The sequence below is a fragment of the Paraburkholderia fungorum genome, assembly GCF_046027215.1.
Taxonomy (GTDB): domain Bacteria; phylum Pseudomonadota; class Gammaproteobacteria; order Burkholderiales; family Burkholderiaceae; genus Paraburkholderia; species Paraburkholderia fungorum_D.
Map to the genome: position 1 here is coordinate 144,271 of NZ_JAQQEN010000002.1, position 15,986 is coordinate 160,256.

14 protein-coding genes are annotated in these 15,986 nt (G+C 66.9%); all 14 read left to right on the plus strand.

The window, feature by feature from the left end:
- The first annotated feature begins 39 nt into the window (after positions 1-39).
- The 14 genes from tssE to tssK all read left to right on the plus strand — a co-directional run bounded on the left by tssE (position 40) and on the right by tssK (position 15,966).
- A complete protein-coding gene (gene tssE, locus PQR27_RS21385; protein WP_408525655.1) occupies positions 40-495 on the plus strand; it encodes a type VI secretion system baseplate subunit TssE in 456 nt (151 codons plus the stop codon).
- Complete coding sequence (tssF, locus tag PQR27_RS21390; RefSeq protein WP_408525656.1) at positions 495-2,258, plus strand: type VI secretion system baseplate subunit TssF; 1,764 nt, start codon at positions 495-497, stop codon at positions 2,256-2,258. The genes tssE and tssF overlap by 1 nt, the downstream gene beginning before the upstream one ends.
- Complete coding sequence (gene tssG, locus PQR27_RS21395) at positions 2,213-3,421, plus strand: type VI secretion system baseplate subunit TssG (protein ID WP_408525657.1); 1,209 nt, start codon at positions 2,213-2,215, stop codon at positions 3,419-3,421. Before tssF ends, tssG begins: the two co-directional genes overlap by 46 nt.
- A 21-nt stretch (positions 3,422-3,442) precedes the next feature.
- On the plus strand, positions 3,443-6,133 hold the full coding sequence (gene tssH / locus PQR27_RS21400; RefSeq protein WP_408525658.1) for a type VI secretion system ATPase TssH: 2,691 nt from the start codon (positions 3,443-3,445) through the stop codon (positions 6,131-6,133).
- Between the two features lies 1 nt (position 6,134).
- Positions 6,135-8,048: a type VI secretion system Vgr family protein gene (gene tssI, locus PQR27_RS21405; protein WP_408525659.1), complete on the plus strand. Its 1,914-nt coding sequence runs from the start codon at positions 6,135-6,137 to the stop codon at positions 8,046-8,048.
- Between the two features lie 26 nt (positions 8,049-8,074).
- Positions 8,075-8,815, plus strand: a complete 741-nt coding sequence (locus PQR27_RS21410) for a toxin-antitoxin system YwqK family antitoxin (protein ID WP_408525660.1) — start codon at positions 8,075-8,077, stop codon at positions 8,813-8,815.
- 3 nt (positions 8,816-8,818) lie between these two features.
- The gene (locus tag PQR27_RS21415) at positions 8,819-9,205 is read left to right on the plus strand and encodes a DUF4280 domain-containing protein (RefSeq protein ID WP_408525661.1); all 387 of its coding nucleotides are present in this window, start codon (positions 8,819-8,821) and stop codon (positions 9,203-9,205) included.
- A gap of 12 nt (positions 9,206-9,217) precedes the next feature.
- Positions 9,218-9,487 (plus strand): hypothetical protein, encoded by a 270-nt coding sequence (locus PQR27_RS21420; protein WP_408525662.1) that lies wholly within the window; start codon positions 9,218-9,220, stop codon positions 9,485-9,487.
- A gap of 14 nt (positions 9,488-9,501) precedes the next feature.
- Entirely contained in the window at positions 9,502-10,488 is a 987-nt protein-coding gene (locus tag PQR27_RS21425) for an ABC transporter substrate-binding protein (RefSeq protein WP_408525663.1), read from the plus strand.
- Between the two features lie 20 nt (positions 10,489-10,508).
- Positions 10,509-11,783, plus strand: a complete 1,275-nt coding sequence (locus PQR27_RS21430) for a dicarboxylate/amino acid:cation symporter (protein ID WP_408528259.1) — start codon at positions 10,509-10,511, stop codon at positions 11,781-11,783.
- A 9-nt stretch (positions 11,784-11,792) separates the two neighbouring features.
- Positions 11,793-12,503 (plus strand): cysteate racemase, encoded by a 711-nt coding sequence (cuyB, locus tag PQR27_RS21435; RefSeq protein ID WP_408525664.1) that lies wholly within the window; start codon positions 11,793-11,795, stop codon positions 12,501-12,503.
- Positions 12,500-13,918: a dicarboxylate/amino acid:cation symporter gene (locus PQR27_RS21440; protein ID WP_408525665.1), complete on the plus strand. Its 1,419-nt coding sequence runs from the start codon at positions 12,500-12,502 to the stop codon at positions 13,916-13,918. The genes cuyB and PQR27_RS21440 overlap by 4 nt, the downstream gene beginning before the upstream one ends.
- Positions 13,915-14,538: a hypothetical protein gene (locus PQR27_RS21445; RefSeq protein ID WP_408525666.1), complete on the plus strand. Its 624-nt coding sequence runs from the start codon at positions 13,915-13,917 to the stop codon at positions 14,536-14,538. Before PQR27_RS21440 ends, PQR27_RS21445 begins: the two co-directional genes overlap by 4 nt.
- Before the next feature lie 96 nt (positions 14,539-14,634).
- Complete coding sequence (gene tssK, locus PQR27_RS21450; RefSeq protein WP_408525667.1) at positions 14,635-15,966, plus strand: type VI secretion system baseplate subunit TssK; 1,332 nt, start codon at positions 14,635-14,637, stop codon at positions 15,964-15,966.
- The last annotated feature ends 20 nt before the right edge of the window (positions 15,967-15,986 follow it).

Below are 15,986 nucleotides of genomic sequence, written 5' to 3' on the forward strand. Positions count from 1 at the left end.
GGGCGGTTTTGCTCTGTCAGGGTTCAACCGGTTTTGCGTATGTCGGCTCTCGCCCACGGCTTTCCCCTTCCTCTGTTCGAGCGTCTTGTCGAAGACGCTGACGCATGGTTGCAAGGTGAACACGCGCTTCGACAATCCGTCGCGCGGGAGTTGTCGCGCCTGCTCAATGCGCGCTCGAGCCTGACGATGGAGGCCTTTGCGAAGAGCGATGGCACCGTGCTGGATTACGGACTGCCCGATTTTTCCGATCTGTCGCTGCGCTCGGCGCGCGACCGCGACGCCATCGCCGCCGCCGTGCGCCAGGCGATCGCGCTGTTCGAGCCGAGGCTGGCGGACGTCAAGGTTGACTTCAGCTTTCCATCCGGCGACGAGCGGCACGCCGTGCTGGCGGTGCAAGGCACGATGCGCGTGAACCAGTCGGTCGAACACGTCTTCTTCGAATTGCAGAGCGGCGCGCGCGGTTGCGCCGATGCGCGCTGGACGGACGCAGACTGATGGCCGCCGAAGACATTCTCCAGTACTACAAGCGCGAGCTGTCCTATTTGCGCACCCAGGGCGCCGATTTCGCGCAGCGTTATCCCAAGGTCGCGTCGCGCCTCGCGCTGCACGGCACCGAGTCGCTCGACCCGCATACCGAGCGGCTGATCGAGGCGACCGCGTTTCTCGCCGCGCGCGTGCATCGCGACCTCGACCAGGCCGCGCCGCATATCGCAAGCGCACTGCTCGACAATGTGTGCCCCTCGATGGTCCAGACGGTGCCGTCCATGACCGTCGCGCAGTTCGACCTCGATCCGACCCAGGGCAAGGTGACGGCGGGTTTTCGCGTACCGCGCCACACTGGCCTCGCCGCGTTGACGGAGACGGGCGACGCGTGCCGCTTCCGTACCGCGTGGGAAACCGTGTTGTGGCCGCTCAGGATCAGCCGCGCCGCCTTCGGTGACGACTCCACGCTGCGGCTCACGCTCGAATGCGATGCCGGCGTCGATTTCTCCGAGCTCGAAATCACACAGTTGCGCCTGCATCTGCATGGCGACTGGGTGATGACGATGCCGCTCTATGAACTGCTGGTCGCGAATGTGACGGATGTCTGCGTGCGTCCCGAGCACGGACCGGCCACGATGCTGCCGCCCTCGGCGTGGCGCGAAGTCGGCTATGCGCCGGAAGACACCGTGCTGCCGCAGCCCTCGCACGCGCATCCGGCTTACACGCTGATGCAGGAGTATTTCGCGTTCCCGCGCAAGTTTCATTTCTTCGATCTGCACGTGCCCGCCGGCAAGTTCGGCACCGGCCGCACCTGCGAGATCGTGCTGCATCTCGATCGCGTGCCGCGCGGACTCGGCACGCTTGGCGCCCAGCATTTCAGGCTGGGCTGCACGCCCATCGTCAATCTGTTCTCGCAGACGAGCGAGCCGATCGTGATCGACCGCCGTCATTACGAATACCGTCTGGTGGCCGACCAGAAGCGCGAAGCGATCACTGAAATCCATTCGATCCTCTCGGTGATTGCCTCCGATCCCGCGCAGGATCGCGCCACGACCTTGCCGTGCTTTACCGCGGCGGACCGCCTCGACGATCCGCAGGCAACCGGAAACACGATGTACTGGTCGGCGCGCCGTGAACAGAGCGTGCGCAGCAACGCGCCGGGTATCGATCTGTACCTCGGTTTCGTCGACGCCGGCAACACGGCTGGCCAGCCGGATACGCCGGTGGTGTATGCCAACGTGCTGTGCACCAACCGGCGATTGGCCGAACAGGTGCCGGTCGGCGCACGCATGCTGGTGGAGCGGGTCTCGCAGAACGCGCGGGCGCGCTGCCTGTATGAGCCGACCTCACAGCGCAATCCGCCGCTCGACAGCGCGACGCTGTGGCGGCTCGTCTCGCTGCTGACCCGCAACTATCACTCGCTGGTGGGCGGCGCGACCGGCCGGCGCGAGTTGCAGGACATGCTGCGGCTGTTCGCTTCAGACGGCCCGCGCGAAGAGGCGCAGATTCGCGGGATTCGCAGCATCGACGCGCGCCCGATCACCGCGCATGTCGGCACGGAGGCCTGGCGCGGCTTTTGTCGCGGCACCGAGGTCAGTATCGAGTTCGATGCCGATACCTTTGTCGGCGGCTCGCCACTTCTGATGGGTGCGGTGCTCGCGCGTTTCTTCGCGATGTACACGTCGGTTAATTCCTTTGTGCGGCTGGTCGTGCGCCGCGGAGACGAGACATGGAAGCAATGGGCGCCGATGACCGGCAGCCAGCAAACGCTCTGATCGCTCGTCTTCTCGCGCAGCCGCAAGGCTTCGACCTGTTTCAGGCGATCCATCTGCTCGAACGCGCGCAGCCGTGGACGCGCGCACTCGGCTACGGCGACGGCACCGACGAGGCAGTGCGCCTGCGCGGCTTCGTCTCGCTCGCGTTCGAAGCGAGCGATATCCGCAGCGCCCAGCGCCATCCGCTGACGAGCGAAGCACAGCCGAGCAACGCACAAGCCGACGGCCCACAGGCTGATAACGCACGGCAACCGCGCGCAACCTACACGCTGACCACGCCGGTGATGACGCTCGCCGGCGCCAACGGTCCATTGCCGATGCCCTTCACGGAGATGGTGCTGACCCGGCGCGCCGCGCGCGAGACGGCGATGGCCGATCTGCTCGACATCTTCAATCATCGCTTTCTGTCGTTTCTCTACCGCAGCCGGCAGAAGCTTGCCCCTTCCCTGACGAGCCGCGCGCCGCGCGACGCCGAACTGGCGGCGTGCCTCGATGCGCTCGGCAATCTCGGTCTGCATGGCGGCCCGCGCGGTCCGCGCGGCGCGTCGTTGTGGCTGCGCCACGCCGGCTTGCTCGGCGGCGCGCCGCGTTCGATGACGGGCCTGCTGGCGCTGCTCTCTGATCGGCTCGGTGTGACGGTGCGCGGCGCGCAATTCGTCGGCGGCTGGCACACGGTCGATGCGGCCGACACACTGCGCCTCGCGCGCGCCGGCGCGCGCGCGCCGCGCCTCGGCGGCGTGGCGGTGCTCGGACGGCGCACGTGGAGTCAGTCGGCCGGTCTGCGCATCGAATTTTTTGACCTGTCCGAGACGCTGTTCGCCGCGCTGCTGCCGGGCGGCGAGGCGCACGAACTCGCGGCGTGGCTCGTGCGCAGTTATCTGCAGCAGGACCATGACGTGTCGTTCGTGCTGCGTCGCGCGAAGCCGGCCGGCGCGGGCGCACTGGGCGGCACGGCGCCGGCGCGGCTTGGCTGGACCTCGTGGATGGGCACAGAGCGCGATGCCTCGCGTGCCGCCAACGCCCGGCCTCAAGCGGTCAGGCTGGCGATGCGCGCGGCCCCGGCCCCAGCCACAGCCCCAACTCCGGCCCATACGGCCACAGCGGCACACACCCACACGCGAGCAGCGGCAAACCCCATGGCCGCGGCCATGGGTCGCCGATAAGACGAAGGCCACTGAGACCCCATGGATATCGACATTCGAACCTTGTTGAGCCGGCTCGATCCGGTCTGCAAACTGGCGATGGAACAGGCCGCGCAACTGTGCGTGCGGCACACGCATTACAACGTGGACATCGAGCATCTGCTGCTGCAGTTGATCGAATCGGACGCACCGGATCTGAACGCGATTCTCGAACGCTTTGACGTCCGCGGCGCCGATCTGACGGCACAGTTGCAGAACGCCGTGGATCACTTCAAGCGTGGCAACGGCCGCACGCCGGCGTTGTCGCCGAACTTCTCGCCGCTCTTCCAGGAAGCGTGGCTGCTCAGTTCGATGCTGCTCGGCGAGCAGCAGATCCGCTCGGGCACGCTGGTGCTGGCACTGCTCGAAGTGGACAGTCTGCGCGGCATGCTGATGGAGTCCGCGCCGGCCTTGCTCAAGATCGCCCGCGGCGCGTTGCGCGATGGGCTGTCCGAGATTCTCGCGGGGTCTTCCGAAGGCAGCGCATCCACCGGTGCAGGCGCGACGAAGGCGCAGGCCGGCGCGACGCAGCCGGCGGCGATGCCATCCGCTGATCTGAACAGCAACGGCCGTGCGTCGGCGCTCGCGCAGTACACGATCGACCTCACCGCGCAAGCTCGCGAAGGCGCGATCGATCCCATCTACGGACGCGACGCGGAAATCCGTCAACTGATCGACGTGCTGTTGCGCCGCCGCCAGAACAATCCGATTCTCACGGGCGAAGCGGGCGTCGGCAAAACGGCGGTTGTCGAGGGTTTCGCGCAGCGCATCGTGCTCGGTCAGGTGCCGCGCGCGCTCGTCAATGTCTCGGTGCGCTCGCTGGATCTGGCGCTGCTGCAGGCCGGCGCGGGCGTGAAGGGCGAGTTCGAGAATCGTCTCAAGTCGGTGATCGCCGAGGTGAAAGCCTCGCCGGTGCCGGTGATTCTGTTCATCGACGAAGCCCATCAGCTGATCGGCGCGGGTGGCAGCGAGGGTCAGGGCGACGCGGCCAATCTGCTGAAGCCGGCGCTCGCGCGCGGCGAACTGCGCACGATTGCGGCTACCACGTGGGCTGAATACAAGAAGTATGTGGAGCGCGACCCGGCGTTGGCGCGGCGCTTCCAGGTGGTCAAGGTCGAAGAGCCCGCTGAAGCGGTCGCAATCGAGATGCTGCGCGGCATGGTGGCGAAACTGTCCGCGCATCACGGCGTTGAAATTCTCGATGAAGCGGTGCGCGATGCGGTCAAACTATCGCAGCGCTATATCTCCGGCCGCCAGTTGCCGGACAAGGCGATCAGCGTGCTCGACACGGCCTGCGCGCGCGTGGCGATCGGTCAGAACGGCGTGCCCGAAGAAATCGAGGCACTGGGACGCGCCATCGACGCCGCGGAAAACCAGTTGCGCATTCTGCGTCACGAAGCGGCAACCGGCGCCGAGCGCGCGGAGGCGATCGCCACGCTCGCGCGCCAGCTCGAAGACCAGCGCGCGCAGCACGCGCGTCTGAGCGACAAGCTCGCGACGGAACGGCACGCGGTCGGCGAAATTCTCGCGTGGCGCGCGAAGATCGCCCAGCATGTGGCGGGCACGAATCCGGCCATCGACGAAGACGACAGCGCCTCGCTCGCCGCCAATCTCGCCAGGCTGGAAAAAGGCCTCGAAGCCGTGCGCAGCGACGAGCCGATGGTGCCGGTGTGCGTCGACTCCGAAATGGTCGCCAAGGTGATCTCCGGCTGGACCGGCATCCCCGTCGGCAGCATGCTCGCCGACGAATTGCACACGGTGCTGTATCTGCACGACAAGCTCGCCGAGCGCGTGGTCGGCCAGGACGAAGCGCTCGACGCCATCGCGCGGCGCGTACGCACCTTCCGCGCGGATCTCGACGATCCGGGCAAACCGGTCGGCGTGTTCCTGCTGATCGGCCCGAGCGGCGTCGGCAAGACCGAGACCGCCGCGGCGCTGGCCGACACGCTCTATGGCGGCGAGCGCAACATGATTACCGTGAACATGTCGGAGTTCCAGGAAGCGCATAGCGTCTCGGGACTCAAAGGTGCGCCGCCGGGCTACGTCGGCTATGGGCGCGGCGGCGTGCTGACCGAAGCCGTGCGGCGCCGTCCGTATAGCGTCGTGCTGCTCGACGAAATGGAAAAGGCGCATCCGGACGTGCTGGAGCTGTTCTTCCAGGTGTTCGACAAAGGCGTGATGGAAGACGGCGAAGGCGTGCCGATCGATTTCCGCAACACGCTGATCCTGCTCACTTCGAATGCCGCGCAGGACGTGATCACCGAAGCCAGCCAGGGCGGCCGCCGCCCGCCGCCGGCCGAGTTGATCGAGCGTCTGCGCCCGGCGCTCGTCAAGCAGTTCAGCCCGGCGTTTCTGGGCCGTCTCGTGCTGGTGCCGTACTACCACCTCGGCGACGCGCAGATCACCTCGATCGTGAACCTGAAGCTGGCGCGGCTCGCGGCCCGCTTCGAGCGTAATCATCACGCGCCGCTCACCTGGGACGACGCGTTCGCCAGCACGATTACCGAACGCTGCAAGGAAGTGGACAGCGGCGCGCGCAACGTGGATCACATTCTGACGCAATCGGTGTTGCCGGAACTGGCGCGCGAAGTGCTCGAACGCATTTCCGTCGCCGAACCGTTCGGCGGCGTGCATCTGGGACTCGACCCGGCCGGCAGCGTGACCTTCCAGTTCGCGCCGAGAGGGGACCAGTAACGTGCCTGTGACGCAAACCGGCTGCCTGCTGTCGATCACTTCGCCGTTCGGCGCCGACGTGCTATTGCTCGACGGCTTCGGCGGACACGAGGCAATCTCGGCGCCGTTTTGCTTCAACCTGCGCATGCGCTCGGCAAATCCGGCGCTCGATCCGCAAACCATCATCGGCCAGAACGCGACGGTGACGGTGGAGGGGCCGGCCGCGGCGCCGCGCTATTTCAACGGCATCGTCACGCGTTTTGCGCAGGTCGGCGCCAACGCGCAATACGGCTACTACTCGGCGGAACTCGCGCCGCGCCTGTGGTTGCTCTCGCTCGGCAGCGACCGCGCGATCTTTCAGAACATGACCGCGCTCGCCATCGTTCAGCAGGTGTTGTCCACCTTCAACATCGTGGTTGAAGCGCGCGTGACCGGGAGCTATGCGGTGCGCGAATACTGCGTGCAGTACGACGAAAGCGCGTTGCAGTTCATCTCGCGTCTGATGGAAGAAGAGGGCATCTTCTACTTCTTCAGCTTTGCCAACGGCGCGCATACCATGGTGCTCGCGGATAGCCCGTCGGCGCATCAGCCCGGCGCCTGTCCGACGCTGCGGTTTTCCGGCGACTCCGTCACGCATGACGCGAGCGAACGCGTGAGCAGATTCGAGATGTCGACGGGGCTCGTCGCGGCGACTTATGTGGTCGGCGACTACGACTACAGGAGCGCGAGCACCTTGAGCGCGCAGACCTCGGCGCAAACCCACGGCGCGAGCGGCATTCGCTATGCCTTTCCAGGCCGCTACACGGTGGCCGCGGACGGCGATCGGGCCGCCGCGCTGCATCTCGCCGCTCAGCAGATGGACCAGCAGACCGGCCGGGCGGCGAGCACCTGCTATGCGCTGGTGGCCGGCACCCAGGTGAGCCTCGCGGGTCATGCGAATAGCGCGTTCAACGTGTCCTATGTGGTGCGCCGCGTGGAGCATCGCGCGGCGGACGGTCAGTACGACAACGATGTCGAGGTGTTCCCCGCAGCGGTCGCGTTCCGGGCGCCGCGCGTCACGCCCCGTCCCGTAGTGGCGGGCACGCACACGGCGGTTGTCACCGGCTCGTCGGGCGAGGAAATCTGGACGGATTCGCTGGGCCGCATCAAGGTGAAATTCCACTGGGACCGCGTGAGCGCCGCCGACGAAAACAGCTCGTGCTGGGTGCGTGTCGCGCAGGCGTCGGCGGGCGCGGGCTGGGGGCATCTGTTCCTGCCGCGGGTCGGTCAGGAAGTGGTGGTCAGCTATGTCGACGGCGACCCGGACCGGCCGCTCGTGACCGGCAGCGTCTACAACGGCCAGATGTCGCCGCCGGTCGGCTTGCCGGCCTCGCAGACCCAAAGCGTGATGCGTTCGCGTTCGTCCAAAAGCGGTACGGCGGGCAACGAAATCCGCATGGAGGACAAGCTCAACAGCGAGGAGCTGTACTTCCACGCGCAGAAGGATATGAACGTCGCGATCGAAAACGCGCTGACTACCACCGTCATCGCGGGCGACGAGACGCACCTCGTCAAGGCGGGCAACCGCACGCTCACGGTGCAGACCGGCAACGAGACGCATACCGTCAAAGGTACTCGCGCGGTGGATGTCACCGGCGACGAGACGCACACCAGCCACGCCACTTTCAAGCACACCACCACCGGCGACTACACGTTGAAGATCAGCGGCAATCTGGTGATCGACGTGAGCGGTTCGATCAGCATCAAGTCGGGCACCTCGCTGGCCAATCAGGCCGGCACGTCGCTGACCAACCAGGCGGGCACGACGCTCGGCAACAAGGCGGGCACCACGCTCAGCAATGAAGGCGTGGAAATCCAGAGCAAGGCATCGGCGATGCAGACCGTGGACGGCGGCGCGATGCTGACGCTCAAGGGCGGCCTGATCAAGGCGAACTGACCGAACCACTCTCCACGACGCCCGCCATGACCGAACTCTCCCTACTCGCGCCACTCCCCGCCGCGGCTCAAGCCGGCGGCGTGAGTGCGGCCGCGAGTCCGGCCGTCACAGTGGACGAACACGATGCAACAGGCCAGTGCATCGCCCGCACCTCGCTGCTGGATGGCGTACCGCATGGCGAAGCGTTGCGGTACGGGGCGGGCGGTGTACGGGTGTTTCAGGCCCATTACGTGGCTGGCAAGCTGTGCGGCCCGCTGCGCCTGTTCGACGAGCACGGCGTGCTGATCCAGGAATCGGTCTACGAGGCGGGCCTGCTGCACGGTCTCACGACGCTCTACGCGAACGGCCGGCCAAACGCGCGCCGTCAATACGCGATGGGCGTGCTGCATGGCGAGAGCGTGACCTATGCACCCTCCGGTCTCGTGACCTCGCGTCTGATCTACGAGGCGGGCAAGCTTTCACGCGAAGCAGTATTCCTGCACGACGGCGTAGTGGTGCGCCGCGCCGCTTACCGCAACGGCTTGCTCGAAGGCGAAACGCGCGACTACGCCGCCGACGGTGCGCTGGTGCAAAGCTCGCCTTATCGCCACGACCTGCTGCACGGCACGGTGCGCCGCTTTGCGCCGGACGGCCAGGTGAGCGCCGAGCGTCGTTATGCGGACGGCAAACCGCTCGGCGCGTGGCAGAGCCCGGCGGCCTCGGCGGCCACGCGCGCCGATGGGCCGCCGCGCATGGTCAGGCAGCTCGAAAAATGGGTGAGGGGCTAACGCATGGGCATTCTGGTCACCACCGGGACGACGATCCAGTGCACCTTCGGCGCGGCGCCCGGCACCCTGAACGTGCTGCCGACCACCGGCGTGCTCGCCGGTGCGCCGGCTGCCACCGTGATGGATCACGCGCCGATGGTCAACGTGATGCCGTTCGGCACCTGCACGTGCATGGGCAATCCGGTGGTGGCCGCCGCGACCGCGGCCGCGCTCGGCGCGCTGACCCCGATGCCGTGCGTGCCGATGACGGTCGCGCCCTGGGTGCCCGGCTCGCCGACCGTCCTGATCGGCAACATGCCGGCCTTACAGAATTCTTCCAAATTGATGTGCGGATGGGGCGGCGTGATTTCGATCCTCGCCCCCGCGCAGTTCACAACCATGGTTCCCTGAGGGCGACACACGATGCAATACGTTTTTTCGATGACCTCGCGAATGGTGACCATCGCCCTCGGCTGCGCGCTGCTGCTGTGCGTGCTGCTGTTCGCGCTCGGTGTCGAGATCGGCGCGCGCTTCGTCGCGCCCCCGGCAATGGCGGCGCCGGCGGCCCCCGCGGCGGCAGTTGCGAGCACCGCGCCTGCTGTGTCTCTTACGCCGACACCTACGGCATTCGCCGCGCCGGCCGATAACCAGATGAGTGCGGCATCACCCGCTTCCGATTCTTCCACCTATTGATACCGGTACACGAGATGTCGTTTCCGTCTTTCTTTGCATTTTCGCAGCCATCATGCAGCTCGCGCGCGACGCGTGTGCTGCGCGGGCTGTCCCGTTGGAGTGCGGCGCTCGCCACCGGTTTGACGCTGGTGACGCTGGCTACGGCGCCCGCCTCGGCGGCGCCCACGGCACCCGCCGCCGCGCCAACCGCTCAGGCGGCCGCGCTGAGCGGCATGGCGGCCCTGCCGACCACCTCGACCGGGCTCGTACGCATGCCCGACGGCCGGGTGCTCGCGCCGGAATTCGCCCGCATCGTGACGCGCGGCGAACTCGTGGTCGCGGTGCTCGGTGTCGACCAGCCGCCGTTTTTCGAACAGCAGAACGGTCAACTGGTCGGCATCGATATCGACATGGCCAAGGAGATCGCCGCGAAGCTCGGCGTCAAGGTGCGCTTTAACCGCGACGCCAGAACCTTCGACAGCGTCGTCAGCCTGCTCGCCAACGGCGACGCCGACATGGCGATCAGCAAACTCTCGCGCACGCTCTCGCGCGCGCAGGTGGTCAGCTTCAGCACGCCGTACATCCGTTTGCACCGTGCCTTGCTGTTGAACCGCGTGAAGTTCGCGCAGCTCGCGCACGGCCGCGCGGTGCCCGACGTGGTCCGTATCTACGACGGCACGATCGGCGTGGTGACGAACTCGTCGTATGCGACTTATGTGGTGAGCAACTTCCCGCATGCCAAGGTGCTCAGCTACCCGAGCTGGGAGGCGCTGCTCAAGGCGCTCGATGCGGGCGAGGTTACGGCCGCCTATCGCGACGAATTCGAAGTCAAGCACGTGCTGAAGGCCGACCCGACTGCTTCGCTGCGCCTGCGCGTGGTGACGCTCGAAGATCTCGACGACACCATCTCGATCGGCGTGAATGTCTGCAACCCGGCGTTGCTCGCGTTCGTCAATCAGTTCCTTGCCGAGCGCACCAACAAGATCGACGTGATGACGCTGCTGCAAGCGTCCAACGATTAAACGGGATTCACATAGACATGATCAATTCAAACAGGATTTACGCGCTGGCCGTGAACCCGTGGGCCGTCATCGGCAGCCTCGCGCTCGGCGGCGCGTTCGGCCTGCTGCTGCCCGAGCTGTCGCAGAAGTTCGCGATCGTCGGCGACATCTACGTGAATCTGCTGAAGATGACGACGCTGCCGTTCATGGTGTCGGCGGTGATCTTCAGCCTGCAACGGCTGTTCCGCGACGGCGGCACCTCGAAGCTGCTGCTGCGCGTGGTGACGGTATTCATCGGCGCCTCGGTGACGGTGGCCGTGGTGGGCGCGCTGGTGCTACTGGTGATGCGCCCCGGCGTGAACCTTTCCACCGCGACGATGCATACCTTCGGGCTGATGGTCGGCAACGAGTCGACCTCGAACGAGACGGTGATGAACCTGTACGGCACCGATGCAGCGGAGAAGGGCGTGAGCCTCTACGACGTGCTGACCAGCCTCGTGCCGACCAATATCTTCGCCGCGCTCGCCAACGGCGACGCGCTCAAGGCGCTGGTGTTCGCACTGCTGTTCGGCCTCGCGGTCGGCCGCGTGCCGGAACGCATTTCGGTCGGTCTGAGCCAGGCGCTCGAAACCGTCTATCACGCGTGCCAGAAGCTGATGCACTGGCTGAGCTATCCGCTGCCGCTGATTCTCTTTTGCATGAGCGCCGCGCAGCTCGGCAAATCGGGTGTCGGGCCGCTGCACGCGATGCTGCAGTTCGTGATCGCGTTCTTCGTGGCTTCGCTGCTGCTGGTGGCGCTGGCCGCCATCGTGATCTGGAAGCGCTCCAGCCACTCGCTCGGCACGACGCTCGACGCCCTGCGCGCGCCGTTCGCGCTGGCGCTGGCTACCCGCAACAGCGCGGCCTGCATGCCGAGCATGATCGAAAGTCTGGTGGACGGCCTCGGCTTCGCGCGCTCGCGTGTCGAGCTGATGGTGCCGCTGACCGTCTCGCTGCTGCGGGTCGGGCCGATGGTGTACTACGTGTGCGCCACGCTGTTCATCGCCCAGCTGTACGGCCACCCGCTTGGCGTCGCCGAGGTGTGCACGGTGCTGCTGGCCTCGGTGCTGGCCGGCTTCGCGTCGGCGGGCATGACCGGGCTCGTGACCGTCTCTCTGGTCGGCATGACCTGCGTCTACCTCAGCCTGCCGTTCGAAGCCGCCTTCATTCTGTTCCTCGCCGTCGACCCGTTGTGCGACATGCTGCGCACGCTGATTCTCGTGATCGGCAATACCGCTGCCGTGACGGTGATCTGCCCGCGTCCGCTCAAGATCTAGGGAATCGACATGGCGCTGATTGGCATTCTCGGGGGCATGGGCCCGCTTGCAACGGTCGACTTCTTCGAACGCGTGATCCAGCTCACCAGTTCGGCCGGCGCGACCAGCGACCAGGAGCACCTGCCGCTGCTGGTCGCGAACCTGCCGCACATCCCGGACCGCTCGAAGGGCATGCTGGGCAGCGGCGAGGATCCGCTGCCCGCGCTGCTCGACGGGATCGACATGCTCAATCGCAACGGTGTCGATCTGATCGCCGTTCCATGCAATTCGGCCCACTACTGGTACGACGCGATGCGCGAGCGCAGCCGCGCGCCGATCCTGCACATCGCCGAAGCCTGCGTCGCCGCGATCGCACGCGGCACGCGGCGCGCGGCGGTGCTGGCGACGGGTGGCACGCTGGCATCCGGGCTGTATCAGAAGATCCTCGAGCGCCACGACATCGAGCCGATCGTGCCCAACGCACAGACCCAGCAGCATATCGATGCCTGCATTCAGGCCGTCAAGGCGGGGGAGCTCGACACGTCGGCGGCCGAACTCGAAGCGGCGCTTGCCGAGTTCGCCGCGCGCGGCGCCGAAGCGGCGGTGATGGGCTGCACGGAAATTCCGCTCGCCGCCCGGCGACTCGCGACGCCACCCATGAAGCTGATCGACAGCACGCTCGAACTGGCGCGCGTCACGGTGTCGTACGGGATGACGCGGCGCTGGAATCTGCGCTCATGAGCACGCTCAAGCGGCTCTCGAACAGCACGCTGGTGCTGCTGCTGTGCCTCGTGCTCGGCGGCCTGGCGGGAGCATTCGTGGCGCCGGTCGGTGGCTTCGCCTTTTTCATCGGGCAGATCTATCTCGCGCTGGTCAACATGGCGGCCGTGCCGCTCCTGATGGTCGCGATGTTCTTCGGGCTGCGCCAGCTGATGCTGCTGTCGCATCCGGGTTTGCGGATCGGCACGATGCTGGCGCTGGCGGTGGCCATCGTTGTGGCGTGTGCGGCGGGCGGCACGCTGGCCGGTCTGGTGGCCGCGCCCGGCCTGCATCTGTCCGACGCGGCGCACCGGCAACTCGGCCAGCTCGTGCTGCAAAGCGCGAGCGACGCCGAAGACATGCGCATGAAGCTGTTCGGCACCGACGCCGCAAGCGTGGCGGCGGGCGCGCTCGCGTTGCGCGACGTGATTCCGGACAACTTCTATCGCGTGCTGGCGGGTGGTCACGCACTCGGCATTCTCACCGGAACGATCCTGTTCGGCATGGCGTTCGCGGCGCTCTCGAGCGAGCAGACACGGGTGCTGCACAGCGTCTTCGAGGGCATCTACCGGACGCTCGAGAACCTGATCGAATACGCCAATCTGTTACTGCCGGTGCTCGCGTTCGGCACCGCCGCGCATATCGCCGCGCAGACGGAGCACGCGACGCTCGACGCCATGAGCGGCTTCCTGCTCAGCTTCGTCCTGTGCGCAGGGCTGCTGTGCGGCGCGGCCGTGCTCGTCATCGCGTCGCGCACGCGTGAGCCGCTTGGCCGCGTGATCACGGCGCTCAAGCCGTCGGTACTCGTGGGTCTGATGTCGGGCAGCGCCACCGCGCCGATTCCGCACGCGATCGAGGCGATGAGCACGCGGCTGGGTTTCAGCCGCGGCGTCGCGGAACTCGTGGTGCCGTTCGGCAGCGTGTTCGTGCGCGCGGGGTCGGCGTTGTATTTCGCGCTCGCCACGGTCTTTATCGCGAACCTGTACGAGCGGCCGCTCGGCGTCGGCGAACTGGTGCTGACCGGTGCGGCGGCCACGGTAGCCGCGTTCGCGTCGGCGGGACGCAGCGGCGTGGCGGGGATCGGTTATGTCGGCATGGTGCTGGCGATGCTGCAATTGCCGGTCGAGGCGGCGGGCGTGTTGCTGATCGCCATCGACCTGATCTGCGAGGGGCCGCGCAATCTGTTGAGCCTGCTGTCGGTCTGCACGGTGGTCGCGCTGGTCTCGGCGGGTCTGCCGGCCGAGCGCACGCCGTTCGTCGACCCCGGCGCACGGCACGAGGGCGTGGCGGTGCTGCGCTTTGCATTCACGCGCGGACAACTCGCGCTGGCGACGGGCTGCGTGCTGCTGGCGGCGTCGCTGATTGTCCTGATGGGTGTTGGAGTAGGAGCGAAATGACGAACGGGCAAGCGGTTCTGAACGACAACGCAGGCGGGCTGAGGGTGGCGCCGCGCGAGGCGACGACCCGCGTGGCCGGTGTGGTCACTGCGATTTGCGGTGCTTCCTCTGCGCGCGGTGCTTCCTCCGCACGGGTTACGCAGCTTGCCGGTATTGCCCGGCGCCTGCGCTTTGCCTTGCTGACGGCTTGTGTGATGTGTCTCGTGAGCGGCTGCGCGATGTTCGGCGGCAAGGGCGACAAGGTGAGCTGGGATCACCTGAGCCTCGTCGCCGCCGACGACGTCAACAACAACAGCCCCGTCGCGGTCGACGTGGTGTTCGTCACGGACGACACCCTGCTCGCGCGGGTCGCCGAGTTGCCGGCTTCGAAGTGGTTCGCGGCGCGCGCCGATCTGGCGAGCACGTTCCCGAAGTCGGTCCAGTACAGGAGCTGGGAGCTGGTGCCTGGTCAGCGGATTAACGTACCCGGCGACGTCTTCGGCCGGCCGCGGGTGCTCGCCGCGTTTCTGTTTGCCAATTATGCGGATCCGGGCGCGCAGCGCGTGCGGATCGAGCCGTTGAACGGCGCTGTCGCCGTGCAACTGGATAACCACACATTTTCCGTATCGGCTGTGAAATGACCGCGTCTGGACTTGCCATGAACCCAATCAAAGCCGCGCCGACGTGTGCCCGCGGTCCGGCTGCGCCCCGCGCGGCGCAGCACCGGAGCACCCTTGATGTCTGAACGCATGACACCGGTTGTCGACCGTATCGAGTGGCATGAGGGCATGCTGCTCGCGCCGCAGCACTTCCAGTTGATGAGTGCGCGGCTCGACTCGCTCGTCGCGTGGCAGACGCTGGCGGCAGCGCCGTTCAGCTGGGGGGTGCGCCGCCTCGTGCTGGACGCGGGGTTGCTGCCCGCCGGCACGGTGCGCGTGCTCGCGCTGGACGCGATCATGCCCGACGGCACGGCCGTGTCGTACTCGGCTGATGCAAGCCAGCACGGGCGCCTCGATCTGTCGCTCGAACCGTATGCCGACGCGCTGGCCAGGGGACCGGTCGATTTCTACGTGACGCTGCCGGTGGCGGCGTCGATGCGGCGCGACGGCGAAGCGCGCCGCTTCCGCTCGACGCTCGGCGCACCCGTGGAAGACGAGATCTCGGAAGCGCCGCCCGCCGACGTGCCGCGTCTGCTGCCGAACCTCGTGCTGAGCGCGGGCGAGTTGCCGCCGGCGCGGGTAGTGTCGCTGCGCCTTGGCACCGTCTACCGGGACAACGAGGTGGTGCGTCTGGCCGAGCGTTTGCCGCCGCTGATCGAAGTCTCGCGCGATACGCCGCTGTGGGCCAACGTGTCCGCGCTGCTGGGTCAGGTGCGTGGCAAGGCGGCTTTCGTCGCGCGCCAGACGGCGAATCCCTCCTCGAAGGTGGACGACCGGCTGACGCAGCTCGAACTGAAAGACCGGTTGCGCAGCCTGCTCGCGGCGCTGCCGTTTGCCGAAGCCGTCCTGCGCACGCCGCATCTGCATCCGCTCGCGCTGTATCACGCGCTGGCTTCGCTGAGCGGCACGCTGAGCATGCTGGTGCCCGGTGGTTTGCCGCCGGTGCCGCCCGACTATGAGCACGGCGATCCGCTGACGGTTTTCACCCCGCTGTTGCGCACCTTGCGTGACGCGGTGTCCGAAGTCGGAGAAGGGTATCGCGAGCACAAGTTCGAATTCCGTCACGATGCGTTCGAGATCGTCCTGAACCCCGAGTGGATCGGCGAGCGCGTGGTGGTCGGTCTGCGCGGGCAATCGGACCGTGATCTGCTCGCGTGGATGGACGGCGCGGTGGTCGGTTCGCAGTCGGTCTACGCGTCGCTGCGCAGCCGCCGCGTGCTGGGTGCGATGCGGCGGGGAGTCGACTACGCGGAAGAGCTGGGCATCCGCTCCGGCTCCGGTTACCTGCTGTTCGAAATTCAGGCCGACCCGGCGCTCGTGGTCGCCGGCGAAACACTTGTCATCAGCAATCCGAATGAAGGCGCGAGCGCGCAGCGGCCGCAGGAAATGCTGCTGTTCGTCAAAGGCTGAGGGTCGAGAATAAAGGTAGG

What these genes read in the sequence shown, in the direction of transcription:
- PQR27_RS21410 (WP_408525660.1), top strand. Translation starts at nt 8,075, where the DNA reads ATGACCGAACTCTCCCTACTCGCGCCACTCCCCGCCGCGGCTCAAGCC.
- PQR27_RS21440 (WP_408525665.1), top strand. Translation starts at nt 12,500, where the DNA reads ATGAGCACGCTCAAGCGGCTCTCGAACAGCACGCTGGTGCTGCTGCTG.
- PQR27_RS21425 (WP_408525663.1), top strand. Translation starts at nt 9,502, where the DNA reads ATGTCGTTTCCGTCTTTCTTTGCATTTTCGCAGCCATCATGCAGCTCG.
- tssK (WP_408525667.1), top strand. Translation starts at nt 14,635, where the DNA reads ATGTCTGAACGCATGACACCGGTTGTCGACCGTATCGAGTGGCATGAG.
- tssF (WP_408525656.1), top strand. Translation starts at nt 495, where the DNA reads ATGGCCGCCGAAGACATTCTCCAGTACTACAAGCGCGAGCTGTCCTAT.
- PQR27_RS21415 (WP_408525661.1), top strand. Translation starts at nt 8,819, where the DNA reads ATGGGCATTCTGGTCACCACCGGGACGACGATCCAGTGCACCTTCGGC.
- PQR27_RS21420 (WP_408525662.1), top strand. Translation starts at nt 9,218, where the DNA reads ATGCAATACGTTTTTTCGATGACCTCGCGAATGGTGACCATCGCCCTC.
- cuyB (WP_408525664.1), top strand. Translation starts at nt 11,793, where the DNA reads ATGGCGCTGATTGGCATTCTCGGGGGCATGGGCCCGCTTGCAACGGTC.
- PQR27_RS21445 (WP_408525666.1), top strand. Translation starts at nt 13,915, where the DNA reads ATGACGAACGGGCAAGCGGTTCTGAACGACAACGCAGGCGGGCTGAGG.
- tssE (WP_408525655.1), top strand. Translation starts at nt 40, where the DNA reads ATGTCGGCTCTCGCCCACGGCTTTCCCCTTCCTCTGTTCGAGCGTCTT.
- tssG (WP_408525657.1), top strand. Translation starts at nt 2,213, where the DNA reads ATGGAAGCAATGGGCGCCGATGACCGGCAGCCAGCAAACGCTCTGATC.
- tssH (WP_408525658.1), top strand. Translation starts at nt 3,443, where the DNA reads ATGGATATCGACATTCGAACCTTGTTGAGCCGGCTCGATCCGGTCTGC.